13 protein-coding genes are annotated in these 15260 nt (G+C 48.4%); 5 read left to right on the top strand and 8 right to left on the bottom strand.

Annotated elements, in window-relative coordinates; translation table 11 throughout:
- Positions 1–23 precede the first annotated feature (23 nt).
- Entirely contained in the window at positions 24–419 is a 396-nt protein-coding gene (locus tag J3491_RS02585; RefSeq protein WP_207969098.1) for a carboxymuconolactone decarboxylase family protein, read from the bottom strand.
- A 438-nt stretch (positions 420–857) separates the two neighbouring features.
- On the opposite strand from J3491_RS02585, the gene acnB reads away from it, so the two are divergent.
- Complete coding sequence (acnB, locus tag J3491_RS02580) at positions 858–3461, top strand: bifunctional aconitate hydratase 2/2-methylisocitrate dehydratase (RefSeq protein ID WP_207969097.1); 2604 nt, start codon at positions 858–860, stop codon at positions 3459–3461.
- 214 nt (positions 3462–3675) lie between these two features.
- The gene (locus tag J3491_RS02575; protein ID WP_207969096.1) at positions 3676–4122 is read left to right on the top strand and encodes a PACE efflux transporter; all 447 of its coding nucleotides are present in this window, start codon (positions 3676–3678) and stop codon (positions 4120–4122) included.
- Positions 4123–4219: 97 nt separating this feature from the next.
- Here the strand turns inward: J3491_RS02575 and J3491_RS02570 are convergent, their stop codons facing one another.
- Positions 4220–5017 (bottom strand): enoyl-CoA hydratase/isomerase family protein, encoded by a 798-nt coding sequence (locus J3491_RS02570; protein ID WP_207969095.1) that lies wholly within the window; start codon positions 5015–5017, stop codon positions 4220–4222.
- 394 nt (positions 5018–5411) lie between these two features.
- On the opposite strand from J3491_RS02570, the gene J3491_RS02565 reads away from it, so the two are divergent.
- Complete coding sequence (locus J3491_RS02565; protein WP_207969094.1) at positions 5412–6224, top strand: alpha/beta fold hydrolase; 813 nt, start codon at positions 5412–5414, stop codon at positions 6222–6224.
- Between the two features lie 138 nt (positions 6225–6362).
- On the opposite strand, the gene J3491_RS02560 is transcribed toward J3491_RS02565, so the two are convergent.
- The 4 genes from J3491_RS02560 to J3491_RS02545 all read right to left on the bottom strand — a co-directional run bounded on the left by J3491_RS02560 (position 6363) and on the right by J3491_RS02545 (position 11115).
- Positions 6363–7439, bottom strand: a complete 1077-nt coding sequence (locus J3491_RS02560; RefSeq protein ID WP_207969093.1) for an HpcH/HpaI aldolase/citrate lyase family protein — start codon at positions 7437–7439, stop codon at positions 6363–6365.
- 372 nt (positions 7440–7811) lie between these two features.
- Positions 7812–8999 (bottom strand): cysteine protease StiP domain-containing protein, encoded by a 1188-nt coding sequence (locus tag J3491_RS02555; RefSeq protein ID WP_100749215.1) that lies wholly within the window; start codon positions 8997–8999, stop codon positions 7812–7814.
- Between the two features lie 53 nt (positions 9000–9052).
- Positions 9053–9871 carry a hypothetical protein gene (locus J3491_RS02550; RefSeq protein WP_100749216.1) on the bottom strand — a complete coding sequence of 273 codons (819 nt, stop codon included), beginning with the start codon at positions 9869–9871 and terminating at the stop codon, positions 9053–9055.
- On the bottom strand, positions 9868–11115 hold the full coding sequence (locus J3491_RS02545; protein WP_207969092.1) for a phosphoribosyltransferase domain-containing protein: 1248 nt from the start codon (positions 11113–11115) through the stop codon (positions 9868–9870). Before J3491_RS02545 ends, J3491_RS02550 begins: the two co-directional genes overlap by 4 nt.
- Before the next feature lie 836 nt (positions 11116–11951).
- Here J3491_RS02545 and J3491_RS02540 point away from each other — a divergent pair.
- Together J3491_RS02540 and J3491_RS02535 are read left to right on the top strand one after the other, a co-directional pair.
- On the top strand, positions 11952–12677 hold the full coding sequence (locus J3491_RS02540; RefSeq protein WP_207969091.1) for a hypothetical protein: 726 nt from the start codon (positions 11952–11954) through the stop codon (positions 12675–12677).
- Positions 12678–12808: 131 nt separating this feature from the next.
- A complete protein-coding gene (locus tag J3491_RS02535; protein WP_207969090.1) occupies positions 12809–13555 on the top strand; it encodes an MHYT domain-containing protein in 747 nt (248 codons plus the stop codon).
- Between the two features lie 195 nt (positions 13556–13750).
- On the opposite strand, the gene J3491_RS02530 is transcribed toward J3491_RS02535, so the two are convergent.
- The gene (locus J3491_RS02530; protein ID WP_341534372.1) at positions 13751–14611 is read right to left on the bottom strand and encodes an ATP-grasp domain-containing protein; all 861 of its coding nucleotides are present in this window, start codon (positions 14609–14611) and stop codon (positions 13751–13753) included.
- Between the two features lie 6 nt (positions 14612–14617).
- Positions 14618–14875, bottom strand: coding sequence for a hypothetical protein (locus J3491_RS12060; protein ID WP_341534371.1), 258 nt, complete (start codon positions 14873–14875; stop codon positions 14618–14620).
- Positions 14876–15260: the final 385 nt, after the last annotated feature.

Raw genomic sequence — 15260 nt, 5'->3', positions numbered from 1 at the left:
TGAAATGTCTTATCACCATAGTTTTAAATATCTATATCAATGTCCAGCTCATTTAAGATTTCTATGGCAGCGCGAAACGCTTCTTGAGTGGCAGGCGCGCCGCAATAGGGCAAACTGTGCATCAGTACCTCTCGAATCTCGGCAACGCTCGCACCGTTATTAATGGCACCGCGAATATGACCTTTTAGCTCAGTCGGACTTTTTTGTGCAATCAAAAAAGCAATGGTAATTAACGAGCGATATTTGCGCGGTAATACTGAATCATCTTGCCACGTACTGCCCCAAGCATGCTCGATGATCCAGTCTTGTAGCGGCTGGGTAAAGCCAGTAGCGTTATCTAATGAGCGTTTGACATGTGCTTCGCCCATCACTTCAGTGCGTACTTGTAGGCCGTTTTGGTAAGCGGTGTTGTCTGCCATATTGTGGTCGTCCCTGTTGTTTATTGTATGTGGTATGGATATTTTAACTTGCTATCTCTGAGGTTTTTTGCCGTGTTTTGTATTTAGGCGTATGCGTAGTTTTTTCAAGTCTGTGTTGCTCTATAAGCGGCCATCTGTATTTTTAAAAGCGCGATTGTTATGTCATTTATGTTGATTATACGGGCAAAAAATGACCTCTAAGACAGCTGGTCATCTTTAGACGGATAAGGAAATAATCAGTCCTCTGATTGATGGTACTATTTTTATAATAAATGTCCAATATGGCCTTATTCTGAGCCTTTTAAAGCCATAGCCATTAACATTTAGAGCGTTTTAAGCTATGATTGCACGGATAATTATTTCATCTAGTACACAGACGCAGGCGGTCATGCTGACTCCCACGTATTGTGCTAACCCCAACTGACGAGGACGACTATTGTGTTAGAAGCTTATCGTAAACATGTCGAAGAACGTGCCGAGCTAGGAACTGTACCGCTACCACTGAATGAAAAGCAAGTAGCAGAATTGGTTGAACTATTAAAAAACCCACCAGCAGGCGAAGATGAGTTTTTGATGAACCTGCTAGAAAACCGTATTCCTGCTGGCGTTGACCAAGCTGCTTACGTTAAAGCTGCATTTTTGGCTGCTATCTTAAAGGGCGAAACCTCGTCTCCACTTATCAGTAAGAAAAAAGCGGTTGAAATCCTAGGTACCATGCAAGGTGGCTACAATGTCCAACCATTGGTTGCCGCTCTTGATGATGAAGACGTTGCTCAAGACGCTGCTGAAGCGTTGAAAAAGACGTTGCTGGTATTTGACGCGTTCAATGACGTGACTGAAAAAGCCGAAGCGGGTAACGACATCGCAAAAGAAGTGATTCAGTCTTGGGCTGACGCTGAGTGGTTCTTAAACCGCCCAGAAGTACCAAAAAAATCGACTTATACGACGTTTAAAGTCACAGGCGAGACCAACACTGACGATCTATCTCCTGCGCAAGACGCGTGGAGCCGTCCTGATATTCCACTGCATTCACTAGCTATGCACAAAAACTCTCGCGACGGCATCACTGCTGACGAAGAAGGCGTGGTCGGTCCAATGAAGCAGATCGAAGCGCTCAAAGAAAAAGGCCATCCGCTCGCTTATGTTGGTGACGTTGTCGGTACCGGCTCTAGCCGTAAGTCTGCGACCAACTCAGTACTATGGCTGATGGGCGAAGACATCCCGAACGTACCAAACAAGCGCGGCGGCGGTCTGGTACTTGGTAACAACATCGCTCCTATCTTCTTTAACACCATGGAAGACTCTGGCGCCTTGCCAATCGAAAAAGTGGCGGTTGATAAGCTAAACATGGGCGATGTGTTTGACATCTATCCACATGATGGCAAAATCACCAAGCATGACTCAGACGAGATCATCTCAGAGTTCAAACTAAACTCGCCAACCTTGCTCGACGAAGTGCGCGCTGGTGGCCGTATTCCATTGATCGTTGGTCGTGGTTTGACTAACCGTGCGCGTGAGTACATGGGTCTGGGTCATTCAGACGTATTTGCGAAACCAGAAGAGCCAGCCGATACCGGTAAAGGCTTTACCCTTGCACAAAAAATGGTCGGTAAAGCGTGTGGCCTAGAAGGCGTACGCCCAGGTATGTACTGTGAGCCAAAAATGACTACCGTTGGCTCTCAGGATACCACAGGTCCAATGACGCGTGATGAGCTAAAAGACTTGGCATGTTTGGGCTTCCAAGCAGACCTTGTCATGCAGTCATTCTGTCATACGGCCGCTTATCCAAAGCCAGTTGACGTTGAGACGCAGCATACGCTACCTGACTTTATCATGAACCGCGGCGGCGTTAGCTTACGTCCAGGTGATGGTATCATTCACTCTTGGCTCAACCGTATGCTCCTTCCAGATACCGTTGGTACTGGTGGTGACTCGCATACTCGTTTCCCAATGGGCATCTCGTTCCCAGCGGGTTCTGGTTTGGTAGCCTTCGCAGCCGCGACTGGTGTGATGCCGCTAGATATGCCTGAGTCTGTTCGTGTCCGTTTCGTCGGTGAGCGTCAGCCTGGTATCACCCTACGTGACCTCGTCCATGCCATCCCTTATCAAGCCATCAAAGAAGGTTACTTGACGGTTGATAAAAAAGGCAAAATCAACGAGTTTAACGGTCGTATCCTTGAGATCGAAGGTCTAGAAGACTTGACCGCTGAGCAAGCGTTTGAGCTATCTGATGCCTCCGCTGAGCGTAGTGCTGCTGGTTGTACCATCACGCTATCTGAAGAGTCGGTAACTGAGTATCTAAACTCAAACATCACCCTACTTAAGTGGATGATCTCTGAAGGCTATGGCGATGCACGTACCATCAGCCGCCGTATCGAGCAGATGCAAGACTGGCTTGCCAACCCAAGCCTCATGCGTGCTGACGACGATGCAGAATACGCCATTGATATGACTATCGATATGAGCGAGATCAAAGAGCCAATCCTGTGCTGCCCGAACGATCCAGACGATGCCAAGACTCTAGCTGACGTGGCTGGCGACACCATCGATGAAGTATTTATCGGCTCGTGTATGACCAACATCGGTCACTTCCGCGCGGCAGGTAAATTGCTACAAGACGTACCAGCAGGAAGCCTGAAGACGCGTCTATGGATCGCACCACCAACTAAGATGGATGCACGCCAGTTGATGGAAGAAGGTTACTACAACGTCTACGCACAAGCCGGCGCTCGTACTGAGATGCCAGGCTGCTCACTATGTATGGGTAACCAAGCACGTATCGCACCGAAATCTACTGCGGTATCGACGTCGACTCGTAACTTCCCGAACCGTCTCGGTCAAGGCGCCAACGTTTATCTGGCGTCAGCTGAGCTTGCAGCAGTGGCCGCGGTACTGGGTAAACTGCCTACCAACGACGAGTATCAGCAGTATGCTGGCATGCTAAACAGCATGGGCGATGAAGTGTATCAGTACATGAACTTCGATCGTATGGAAGAGTACACTGAAGAAGCGGATAAGATTAACGTTGCTCAGTTGACCTAAGTTTCATTTAAACGCTTTAGTCAGATGAAATAAACCCCGTGTCAAAATGATGCGGGGTTTTTCGTGTTAAATGCACTGGCTGATTTTTTTATTATTTCAGGTATAATATAAGTGCAGGCGGAAACCGTGGCTCTGCGCTTTTTTCTCTTTTCTATCTCGGGACGGACCGATACTTTGATTATGCACTTATCATTCAGGTGCTTTGGAGTCTTGGTTGATTACTTTATCCCCACTCAAACGTCGCCTCGTCTATGTGGCTGTCTTTGAAATCATCGCGATTATCTCGTCCACCTATATATTGATGATGCTCAGTGGTAGTGATGCCGCAGAGTCGTTACCAGTGGCGGTGATGGTGTCATTGGCGGCGGTGATTTGGAACTTTTTATACAATACCGTATTTGAAGCATGGGAGCGCCGCCGGCAAGTAGCAGCGCGTACACTGCTGATTCGTAGCGTTCATGCCATTGGGTTTGAAGGCGGGCTGGTCTTGATTTGCTTGCCACTTTATATGCTTTGGTACGATGTTGGTTTGGTGGCAGCCTTTATGATGGAGGCGGCGTTATTGTTGTATTTCTTGGTATATACTTTTATATTTACCTTGGTATTTGACAAGATATTTACTTTGCCAAATTACTATAAGCCAGCTGCTACCTCTTCATAAAAGCCCACGTTATCTCATTTCATCCAAAAAAGGCTGCCTGATGGCAGCCTTTTTGATGATAGTACATTTCGAGTGTTATCAGAGCCTTCCTAGCGGGTTAGCGACCGGTATAAACTGGTTTGCGCTTTTCGATAAAGGCGCTGACTCCTTCGATGAAGTCATCGGTTTTGGCCAGCATGGCTTGCTGCTGTACTTCCATATCGAGTGCTTCATTTAGCCCTGCGTAGGCGTGGGTGTTTAGCATATGTTTCATGCTGGATAGTGCTTGAGCTGGCAGGGCGCTTAGACGAGAAGCAAGTTTTGCTACCGCATCATCTAATTCAGCAGGCGCCACAACTTGACTGACCAAGTTTAGCTCAGCCATGTCTTGCGCGCTGATTTTGTCGCCTAGCATCACAAGCTCGGTGGTCTTTGCAGGGCCTACCAGCTGGTTTAGTAAATATACACCGCCTGCATCAGGGACGAGGCCGATGTGGACGAATGCTTGCACGAATTTGGCGTTGTCGGCGGTGATACGAAAGTCACAGGTGAGTGCTAGGTTCATGCCTGCACCGGCCACTGCACCTTCTAATTTAGCAATAATCGGCTTGTGAATATGGCGTAGCTTTAAGCTGACTTCGCCTGCGCCTTCGACCATGCCCTTTAGTTTATTGGACATCACCTCTTTGTCGATGCCTTCAGACAGCATCTCTTTGATATCACCGCCGCTAGAAAAATTACCGCCAGCGCCTTGTAGGACAATCACTCGAACGTCGTTATCAGCATCGGCTTGCTCAAGGGCGGTCAATACGCTTTTTTTTAGTGGTGTGCTAAAAGCATTGAGACTCTTTGGGTCATTTAGGGTGATGGTGGCGATATGGTTTTCGCTTTGATACTCAACAAGAGAGGATGACATTGGATTTCCTTATATGAATGGTCTTATGACGTTGGCTAATCGTATCGCTAGATGAATCAGAAGATAAATCAGACACATGGCTAGCAAGCTCAAGCTGCTCAATGAAACGCTTTTTTCTGGCGCGCTATGCCTACGCCGCTCGATGCGACAAAAAACAACTTATCATCTCGCGGTATCATGTATAGCGATTGACAATATTGGCTTGTAGCGTCCGCCTTTGTAGATGGCGGCGTGGATCAGCGGCTTTGATTACTTACTATAGCAGCTTGTTCTGATTATAAAAGCAAGTTTTGTGGGCGCTAAAGACACGGCTATATAAAGGTCAAATATGCTAAACTGTCAATACCCAAAATAAGTCACCAACCTCTCTTATTTATCAGACAAGGAAGTGGTTATGCCAACGGTCCATATCAATAACACAGACATTTATTACGAAGACAGCGCGCCAAATGATACGCAAAAACCAGTCATGGTGTTTGCTCATGGCTTGTTATGGAATACGCAGATGTATGACAAGCAAGTGGCATACTTCCGAGAGCACTATCGCTGTATTGCCTATGATTTTCGTGGTCAAGGTCAATCGCAGATCACCAAGTCAGGCTACGATATGGACACGCTAACAGAGGACACATTAGCCTTGCTGGCGGCACTACATATCGAAAAGTGTCATTTTGTCGGGCTATCAATGGGAGGGTTTGTGGCGCAGCGTATCGCCATCAAAGCCCCAGAGCGCTTACTATCACTTATCTTACTGGAGACGTCTGCCGATCCAGAAGACCCAAAAAACGTGCCACAGTATCGTAAGCTGGTTAAAGCCATACGCTGGATGGGCATCAAGCGCGTCAGTAATAAAGTGATGCCGATTATGTTTGGCAGTAGTTTTTTGGCAGACAAATCACGCAAGTCTGAGCGTAAAGAGTGGCTCACGATGCTACAAGGTAATCGTAAGGGTGGCGTCATCAAGGCGACGATGGGAGTGATTGAGCGCTTAGGTACTTACGATCAGCTAGGTGCGATTACCACGCCGACCTTGATCGTCGTCGGGGATGAGGATGCGGCAACGCCGTATGAAAAGGCCGAGCGTATGCATTTTGCGATCAAAGGCTCAAAGCTTGCGATTGTCAAAGGTGCAGGCCATACCGCCACTGTGGAAGAGCCTGAGCAGGTCAATCGCATTATTGGTCAGTTTTTAGAGTGCTGCGTCTAATATTGCCTTAGCGTTTGCATTGGTACAACACCCAAAAAGCCGCTATCACAGCTGTGGTAGCGGCTTTTTTGATTGATAGGTGCGTGTCATTTATCTTGATTTTATCAGTGTGTTTACCATAAGGACACGCCCCAATCTCTAGAGGCGAGCGCGATACTCGCTACTGCTATCATCTATCGCGCCAAATACCTCAGCGCGGTTGACGATCTCTGTCGCCCAAGCACGATGCGTGGCAGGCTCGAGCATGGTGTTATTGTACTTAAATACCGCTTTGGCCTCGCTATGCAGTATCGCTTGTGCTTCATCTAAGGTGCTAAGAGAGACGCAGTACGCCTGCTGCACCAACGCAATTTGGCTTGGGTGTATGACGGTCTTGCCGACCAAACCCAAGCTGACATCGCGGGTCAGCTCCTGCATAAATAGCGTTGGCTGATCTAGATACTCAAAGACGGGCGCTGTCAGATAAAACCCGTGCGGTACAAAGCAGCCGAGTAGCTGATAGGCCAGTGTGCCAATAGGGGTATCATAGACGATGCTGTTTTTTGGGCGACGTAAGCGCAGCGCGGCAAATAAGTCATTGCCGCCGATACGTAGGGCAAAGACTGGTTGATTAAAGGCTTCTTTAAAGCCGATGGCCAGCTCTTGGTTATGCCGCGGATTAAAGAGCGCTGCGGTCTCGAGCGTCGGCATCAACAGCTGGGTACTGCTAATATTTTGACAAGCCAGTCGCCAGTTGGACAAGCTATACATATCCACTTTTGGCAATACAAAACCATCGATAAGGTCGATATGAGCGTAGTCTGCGAGCTGTTGTAGCATCGCTGGGCTGCGCGGACGCACAAAGACCAAGGGACGTGTCGGTAGCTGGGCGGGCGGCTGGGATTCTAGCGCCGCTGGTTTGCAGGGTTGATTGATTGTATCGACATGCTCAGCCCACGTGTTTAGTAAGTCTTGTAAGCGCTCGAGTGCCAGCTCGACATCGCTATGACCGACAGCGTCCTCTAGACAAATGATAATACTATTAATCGTCGGTAGCTTGTCGCGTTTGATGACCTGCCAGATGTCTTGGCGCGTGGCCGGCATATACAGGCTAGCACCGAGCTGATAAGGGTGATGCGTATGCGGTCTCACCATGGCATGGCGCTCGGTGATGAGGTGGGCATAAGATTGAGTGTGCGCGTATAGGTTTGATTGGTTTTTGGGTATATCGGACATAATGGGTATCGTAGTTGTGATGAATGAAAGGGTAAAACGTTATCATCGTTTCACTCAAAAAAAACAATACAGGACGGCTGGTCTATGTTTTTACTTCTCACACGATAGGCTGAGTAAGCAAAAACATAGACCAGCGCGGCGATGTTATTAGGATAGCGCTTTTTTAAGCTGGCTTTAGCGCGTGTCTGCAATGGAACTATGAGGTTAAAAATGAGATATATTTTTGTCCAGTTAGGGTCAGCTCAAAGCTCATATCAGTATATTAGCTAAGAATGAGACACCTTTTGGCATAAATATAGCCATTTTTAACCCGTAAATCATGAAAGTTGTCATTGAAGACACGCCCTAGTATAAGCGATATGACTATGTATATTAACAGTCGTCTTTGCTGCGTTGTTTGATAAGGGTGATGGCGTGATAGGGTAGTATTTTATCACCTAATACACTGATATGGATATCTCGCTCGTGACATAAATGTCGTAATAGTAGCGTATCGGGATGATCGGCGCAGGCCAGTAAGATACGCTCAGGGTCTCGGCGTAGTATCGCTCTGGTAGCCTCGGCAATGGTTGGCTTGATGCGATTGCGGTTGGTGATGTGATAGTCGGTGGCAATGCTATCGATTAAACCTGCGGTCCGATAGCGTGGCTGCTGATACATCGGCAAGCACTGCATGGGGCGCTGGAGGGTTTGCCGCGCACGATCGATTTGCTCGATAAAGGCGAGGCTGTGATCGATTGCACGCAGCTCCTCATAAAACACGCTGCGGTGTAGTCCTGACTGCGGCTCGGTATACAAACTGCGAGAAATCAGTCCCGACACAGTACTGTTTAATAGTCCCGATGGAATCAGCCAGTCCTCATTGCTTGCTGCCAGCCACGCCACCCCTGCAGGATCGGCCAACGTCAGTAGAGGGACGACGCTTGCGCCTTGATGAAAAATATTGGCAAAGTGCGGCTGATTGGGTTGATTAAAAGGCCGCAAGCTACGCTCAAGCTCTTGATAAATCGCGCCTTTGCCCGTCCAGCCATCGACAAAGACAATCGGGCTGCTTGGATGCGCGTCCAGTATCATCTGCAGCGCGACAGGGTCAAGCCCGCGATCTCGGATGATGCTGATACCATAATGTACACTAGGCAAAGCGTAGCTGCTATCGCTATCTGACCTGTCACCATCTGATAGGGCACGCTGCAATAACACACCGATGGGCAAACCTGCCCGCACTAAGCTGACCAGTACCAGCGGCTGCTCATTATCCACTGTTTGCCCAAAGATATCGTGCAATGTATAAGCCAAATTAGCGATATCGCTTGCCGTTCTATCTGCACCCTGCGCTAGTGCTTGCTGATACAGCTGCTCATGCATGGCGGTCGGTGCCTGCTCTAGTGTCAGCATATCAGAGTAATGACGCTGGCCACTTTGGATCAGCGCTTCTTTTTGGCTGACAGGGACATCGGCGACTGCTTGTTTGTCGACGATGTCGAGTAGTACGGTGACATCAGAGGGCAGGTAGCTGCCTGAGCCGTATTGTGCGAATGTTTGCATATTAGGATGGGTCATAAAGATAGTTACTTATATAAGCGATTGTCATTATTCACGATATCTACAGGCCGTTAGCGGCTAATATTGTCATGCATCTGACCGTGATTTGGCATGCCATACCAGTCCAGCAGCTGCAAAAATGGCAAATCGGCCAAGCTGTCCCCAAAGCCAAAGCTAGGACGCTGAGCATCTAGGTGCTGCGCTAATAAAAACTGCACGGCATGACGCTTATGCACCGCATGCGGTAGGATGGCCAAATTATTGGCATTTACATGGACATAAAAGTCTGTCTCAAAGCCGCGTATGAGCGTTGGCAGTTTTTCTGCCAGCGCTGCCAACGCCTGATGGTCTTTTTGGCCATGCTTGATCGCCAGATAAATTGTCAAGTCCTGATGAGCGCTGCCACGCCCAAAGCGGTCGCGATGCGCGGTAAACACTAAATGGCTACTGGCACTCTGCGCATGCTTGGTAAATACCGCGCTTAGCTGCGCCAGCTTGTCTTGCAGAGGCAACAGTGCGTCATACATATGCTGCTGCCATGCGCCTAGTGGCTCGCCATTAGAGCTTAAAATAACCGCGCCGTGGGTGAGTATTTGCCAGCTATCAAACGGCAGTTTTACCCGTTTGATTTCATGACGATCGCGGGCTGTGACCACTATCAGCTCAGTGCTGGCAAGTAACCAATTAAAAAACGCCGCTTGCCGTTGACTCATAAAACTCAGCGGCTCGCCTTGTTTGTTGACGGAGGCGCAGACCAAGTGTTCAGGTGCAGCGGTAGGCAGCTGCCATGCATCAATTTTGCGCTGAGTTTGAAATAGCGTATCGTCTAGATCCATAAGGGCGTAGGGTTTGACGATATGAGGGCTGGGTTGAAAAAACATCGTGCTCATATTTTACCACCTACTATCAGTACATTGTCTAAATCCTGCCACATCTCATCGACGCTATCAGCCGCAGTTTCCACACACAGTACAATCAAGTCCCACGCCTTTGGCTCGACGTTATATACAAAGTTGGTCATGCCAAGACCATAATGATCACGAAAGCTTAGCATCGTACCGATCGCGCCGCCAAGAGCAATCGGCGAGCGTGTCAGCGCGCCAAATTTGACGGCAGCTTGCGTTTGGCTTTCTAGCCACTCTGCCAACAAAAACGGCAACCAAACAAACTCATTACTGCCTAATACCAATATGCGCGCAGGCCACTGAGGCTGGCTGGGTGATATCTGCTCGCGAAAGCGTGTAAATACCGTTTGGAAGTGCGCCAAATAACGATCAAACCCCTTTGTACTATCGAGCGTTGGGAAGCGCCCCCAATTGCCAGTGTCACCTAACGGCTGGCTACCAGCTTCGGTGGTATCGACGGCTGGCATCGTGATCGGCTCAGGATTGGGGGCATCTGTCCAAGTCCATGCGCCAGACAATAAGTGATGACGATAAAAATCAATATCAGGCAGGCGGCTAGATATAGTGTCTGCGGTATCCGTGGTTTCTTGCTGTTGATTGAGTGACCAATCAACCAGCGTGGTCAGATGTACTTGTGCTAGCTGACTAAGACCAGCGTGACGTAGGGCGGTGACGACATTGACGCAGGTGTTGCCTGTCGAGGCCTCGTCATCGACCATAATAAGCGTCTTACTCGCAAGTAATTGCGCTTGCGTCGCTTGATCTGCACTTTGGTAAATCAAGTGCTGGCTGGCGTGACTGTGATCTTCGCTAAAAGTCGTCAGCAGACATGCGCTGTCGTTAGATGCGGCGTCAGCGCTATGCTGGGCGTGACGGGTGGAGTTGAGCAGTAGCGCGTTGGGGTAGCGGGTTTGCAGCGCTTGATGCACGCCTGCTGATAGGCCCACCGCAGTCTCCGCCATACCAATCACCAAAATAGGCTCGGGCAAATGGCTGGGAATCAACGCGGCCAAATCAGTAAAAGCGGTACGCATGGTGCTGGGAGCGACAGGAATATGGCGACCTAAGACTTTTGAGACAAACAAAAATGCGCGCTTAGGATTGATGCGCTGGGCAAAGCCCAATAAATCATTTAATTGATACGCTGCATTGCCGTTATGGCTATTGGTTTGATACGTGAGATCAAGGGTACCGCGAGGTAGCTCGATGGTGGTACGCTGCTTTGGCATTCATTTTCCTTTTAGGATTATTCAAATATGCTTAGGTTTATACTTGGTTTTTATACTGAAATTTTACACGGAAGCCTTACATTGGCACACTTTATGTCATGTGCGACTGGCACTCATTTTGCGCGGCATCAGCGCGTTTAAATTTATATAAGTGCTTTATTTTCGATTGATTGTAGGTTAACCATAGGCGCATGATAACTGAAATCAGCGGTCGCCGTTTAGGTTTTGTAGATATCTATGATGACGGTCGGGCGCTGTCATTTTTGGCTATTTTTTGACCGTTTTTTTAACCAAAAAGCGAGTTCTTTATTGATCATGTTTCAGTTGTAATATTCACACATTTATTCGTCTTAGTCTTAGCGATTAATAAAGAAACCGCCGCCTATAAGGATAGCCACGATACGATAAAGGTGATAATGCCTGATCTGCGCCCAGCATCCAATGATAGAAAATCCTCACCAAGGCCATGGCATTCAAGCCTTATGGCGATTTTTAAACAATAAACCCACCCTCCGCGTGAGCGTTTAGCCACCTATCGGATAATCTTGCCATTTATCGGTCAATGCCGGCTATCTGCTTGCGAGGCAATATGTATTCATTGATAATGCAGCCAAAATTACTTCTGTAAAGTAACCAGATAGTAACGAGATTTTGAGCAGCTAATATATAAAAAACCATGTGTTCGCTGGCAATACTGCTATTGCTGATTGATACGTTAAAAAAGTCGCAAAACAGGTGTACGTCTGGCGATATTTTGGTGACCTAATCAGCGCTGCAGTTTACCAAAATAACTCAGCACGAAAAAGTTTGGCTGTATTGTTAAAAAGGAGTGAGCGTTGAGATTCTCTTGTGCACTAGAAACCGCCTCGGAACGCATCCGTTTGGTCAATGTGATTTCACCATTGATCAAAGCTGGCTATCAGCTTGTCTCACAAAGACAAGAGCCGTCAAGCAATGGCGGCAACATCATACAGGTGGTGGCCAAAAGCCAAGGCGCGAAGACGCAAGCGGATTTGATCGCTGACTTGTCTGCCATCGACGGGTGTACGCTGTTTAAGCTGGAAATTGAAGAAGACGAGGCGGCGCCGGTGGCGACTCCGATACCATCGGCACCTACTGCTCCAACAATAGACGAAAAAAGCGTACTGGCCGCTATCGGTGTGCGGTATCCAGACATAGCCGAGGTGGTCACTCAGTACAAAGCCAGTCTGCCGGCCGAAAGACGCGTCAGTGCCATGCATGAGCTGGGCCGCAAGGTTGGCGGCGGTATCTATCAGCGTGACTATGCGCTTGGTAGTCCGCTCAAGATGTCTGCTGCCATCAGCCGCGAATTGGTGCCTGCACTCAAAGTGTTTTCTAAAATCAAGGCCCGTGACCATGTCATTACTTTGGTGAAATGTCCGTTTTGTCAGTCATCCGAGCATTCGCATTCAGGCTGCCATTTTGTGGTGGGTTATATAGAAGGCTTTTTGGCAAGCAACCCTGCGGTGGGCAGAGTGCGCGCAGAAGAAACCAGCTGCGGTGCGGGCAGTACCCATGTTTGCGAGTTTACTATCTGGTAAAAGTCACTCATGGGTCAAATAACACCTATGACAAAAAAGTAATGAGCGTCTCAAGTACGGCGACTCGTACAACTCTTAAATGGCTTAAATGGCTTGGGCTCACTGTTTATAAAAATGTAAAGGGCGAAAAAATGATAGAAGTTGAATATAACCTAATGTTGGTGCTTGTCTTGTATGCCATCGCTGTGTTTGGCTCGTATGTTGGTCTAAACTTGGCCATCCGAGTTCCGTCTGCTAAGCCTGGCAATGACTTGTACTTTTGGGTAGCGCTGTCCTCGCTCGCCATCGGTGGTGCGATTTGGTCGATGCACTATATCGGTATGATGGCCGTGGATATGAAGATGCCCGTGACCTATGATGTGGGCTTGACGATTGTGTCGATGCTGCTGGCGGTACTGTTTGTGGCGGTCGGTGTGGTCATCGTTGGCCGCGGTGTACCAAGTGTGGCAAAACTGCTCGGCGGCGGGATATTGACAGGTCTTGGCGTGGCCGCCATGCACTATACCGGCATGGCATCCATGCAGATGGAAGCAACCATGTCCTATAATACCCCGCTTTTGCTCACCTCGATAGCGATTGCCATTGCCGCATCGATCGCTGCGCTATGGTTGGCCTTTAATCTGCGCGGCAATCTACAACGTTTTGGCAGTGCCTTTATCATGGGTATTGCGGTGTGCGGGATGCACTACACAGGTATGGCCGCGATGGAGATGCAAATGGCTCATACGGGTGAGGTGATGTCTATGGCGCATAGCAGCTCAGACGCTTTTATGTCATCGATGCTTATCTTTATCGGCTCGGCCATCGTCCTAAGCTTGCTGTGGGTCATTGCCTCTAAAAATGCGCCGCAAAAGGCAGCACTGGTATTTGGTGAGTGATATCTCATACTGCAGCCCGATGAGATTAGGGCGTGTCGTCAGCTCAATCAATATCTCAATCAATTCAATTGAAGGCATGCTTTAAGCAAAAAGGTTTTTAGAGTACGCTCTAAAAACTTTTTTTGATGCAGACCCTTATTTTAAAGCAATTATCTTTAAAATAAGGGTCTGCATCAAGGGTAATAAACAGCAGTTTTATTTAATTTTGACACTGGTCATCAAAGAGCGCACCTGACAGGGAGTGATTTGCTCAATGACGTCAGCCAGTTTGGGCTTGTCGCTCAGGCCCAGCCAATAACCAAAGCCAATTTGGGTCAAGTCGACAGCGCTGTGCGCCGTATAGCCGATACCACCTGAGGGGCGGCTGTTAATCTCAAGGACACGGTGCTGACCGTCGCTATCAGCCTTGGTTTGGACGCTAACGATACCGTCGCAGCCAAAGGCACTAATCAATGGAATCACCACTGCCATCACCTCCTGATCGTAGCCGACATGCTGGATTTTTCCTGTCTTATGGCGTGTAACGGCCGCCAGCACCTCACCGTATTCACACACCACATCGATAGAGTATTCTTGGCCTGATAGATAGGGCATCAGTAACATAGGGATAGGGCGCTCATGCACCATCTGGCTATGGCTATATGCGTGCAAAAACTGCTCGGTGCTAATTTTTTTCTCTTCAGTAAAGTACAGATGCTCAAAGCTGTCATAAAGGTCAGCTGCTGCCTTTCCAGTATCAAGCCGCCAAAACCCTTGGGCAAAAATACCTGTGACCGGTTTGACACACAGCGGCTGATCGCCGTATTTATCCAGCAATGCTTCAAGCTCGGCTAGGGTATCAAACCGCCACGCCTCGGCCACAGGAATGTCATGCGCCTGACAGTGCTGCATAAAGGCAAACTTATCATCGATGGACGCTAGGGCGTCGACACTGGTGGCTCCTGTCAGTAGGCGGATGCCAGCCGCCGCAAACGCGTCGCGCTTTGCTTCGTAGTCTATGCTGTTGCGTCCAGTCAAAAGGACTTTGACCTGCTGCTGCTGGGCTTGTTCGAGCACAAATTGTCAGCGCGGCACATCAAAAGGAGGTATTTGCTTGGGATCATCACTTGCGGACGCTAAAGGCTCACGATACACCGTATCGGCCAGCGCAAAGATCTCAGGCCTATCATGGCGATGTGAGGCAATGATATGCAGTGGTGCACTCGTTTTGGTTTTTAGAGCTTGCAGGCTAGCGAGCATATCGCGCTGACTGGATTGACCTTCAGCCAACCAGACGGCTAGGGGCGCTGAGTGATGAGTAGCGTTTACAGGGTTGTTCATGGGTCTCTCAGATGCTAAGGGTTAGGGGAATAATATCGTGATTCGATCGTCACTGTTTCTCAAGCACTTTATTATCAGAGCTTTATTTATCAGCATTTTATGGCATAGGGATAGTGAGCGTACTTTAATATCAGTAGCACTGGGCTTATTTTCAACTGACTGCTACTATAGGGCAATGTATAAGGCGTGTCTTCGATTCACGCGATAGCTATCTAAATGGGCTAAAAATGGCCAAATTTTACCAAACATCGTCAAATAGCAGGTCAATATTCCGATACTAACGGCGCTATTTTCCTTGTTTGACGGCAATTTATCTCATTTTTATCACCATTTTGAAATGCAGACACGCCCTAGTATGATCCATTAAGCAATAAAAAATAAGCAT

This window comes from Psychrobacter halodurans (genome assembly GCF_017498075.1).
GTDB lineage: Bacteria > Pseudomonadota > Gammaproteobacteria > Pseudomonadales > Moraxellaceae > Psychrobacter > Psychrobacter celer.
The sequence above is the reverse complement of the archived record's forward strand: the minus strand, read 5'-3'. Positions and strand labels throughout refer to the sequence as shown.

Bases quoted from the DNA above. Each gene is read 5' to 3' on its own strand.
- J3491_RS02560 (WP_207969093.1), bottom strand. From the start codon at position 7,439: ATGTCCGATATACCCAAAAACCAATCAAACCTATACGCGCACACTCAA.
- J3491_RS02570 (WP_207969095.1), bottom strand. From the start codon at position 5,017: ATGTCATCCTCTCTTGTTGAGTATCAAAGCGAAAACCATATCGCCACC.
- J3491_RS12060 (WP_341534371.1), bottom strand. From the start codon at position 14,875: ATGAACAACCCTGTAAACGCTACTCATCACTCAGCGCCCCTAGCCGTC.
- J3491_RS02585 (WP_207969098.1), bottom strand. From the start codon at position 419: ATGGCAGACAACACCGCTTACCAAAACGGCCTACAAGTACGCACTGAA.
- J3491_RS02550 (WP_100749216.1), bottom strand. From the start codon at position 9,871: ATGAGCACGATGTTTTTTCAACCCAGCCCTCATATCGTCAAACCCTAC.
- J3491_RS02555 (WP_100749215.1), bottom strand. From the start codon at position 8,999: ATGACCCATCCTAATATGCAAACATTCGCACAATACGGCTCAGGCAGC.
- J3491_RS02565 (WP_207969094.1), top strand. From the start codon at position 5,412: ATGCCAACGGTCCATATCAATAACACAGACATTTATTACGAAGACAGC.
- J3491_RS02535 (WP_207969090.1), top strand. From the start codon at position 12,809: ATGATAGAAGTTGAATATAACCTAATGTTGGTGCTTGTCTTGTATGCC.
- J3491_RS02545 (WP_207969092.1), bottom strand. From the start codon at position 11,115: ATGCCAAAGCAGCGTACCACCATCGAGCTACCTCGCGGTACCCTTGAT.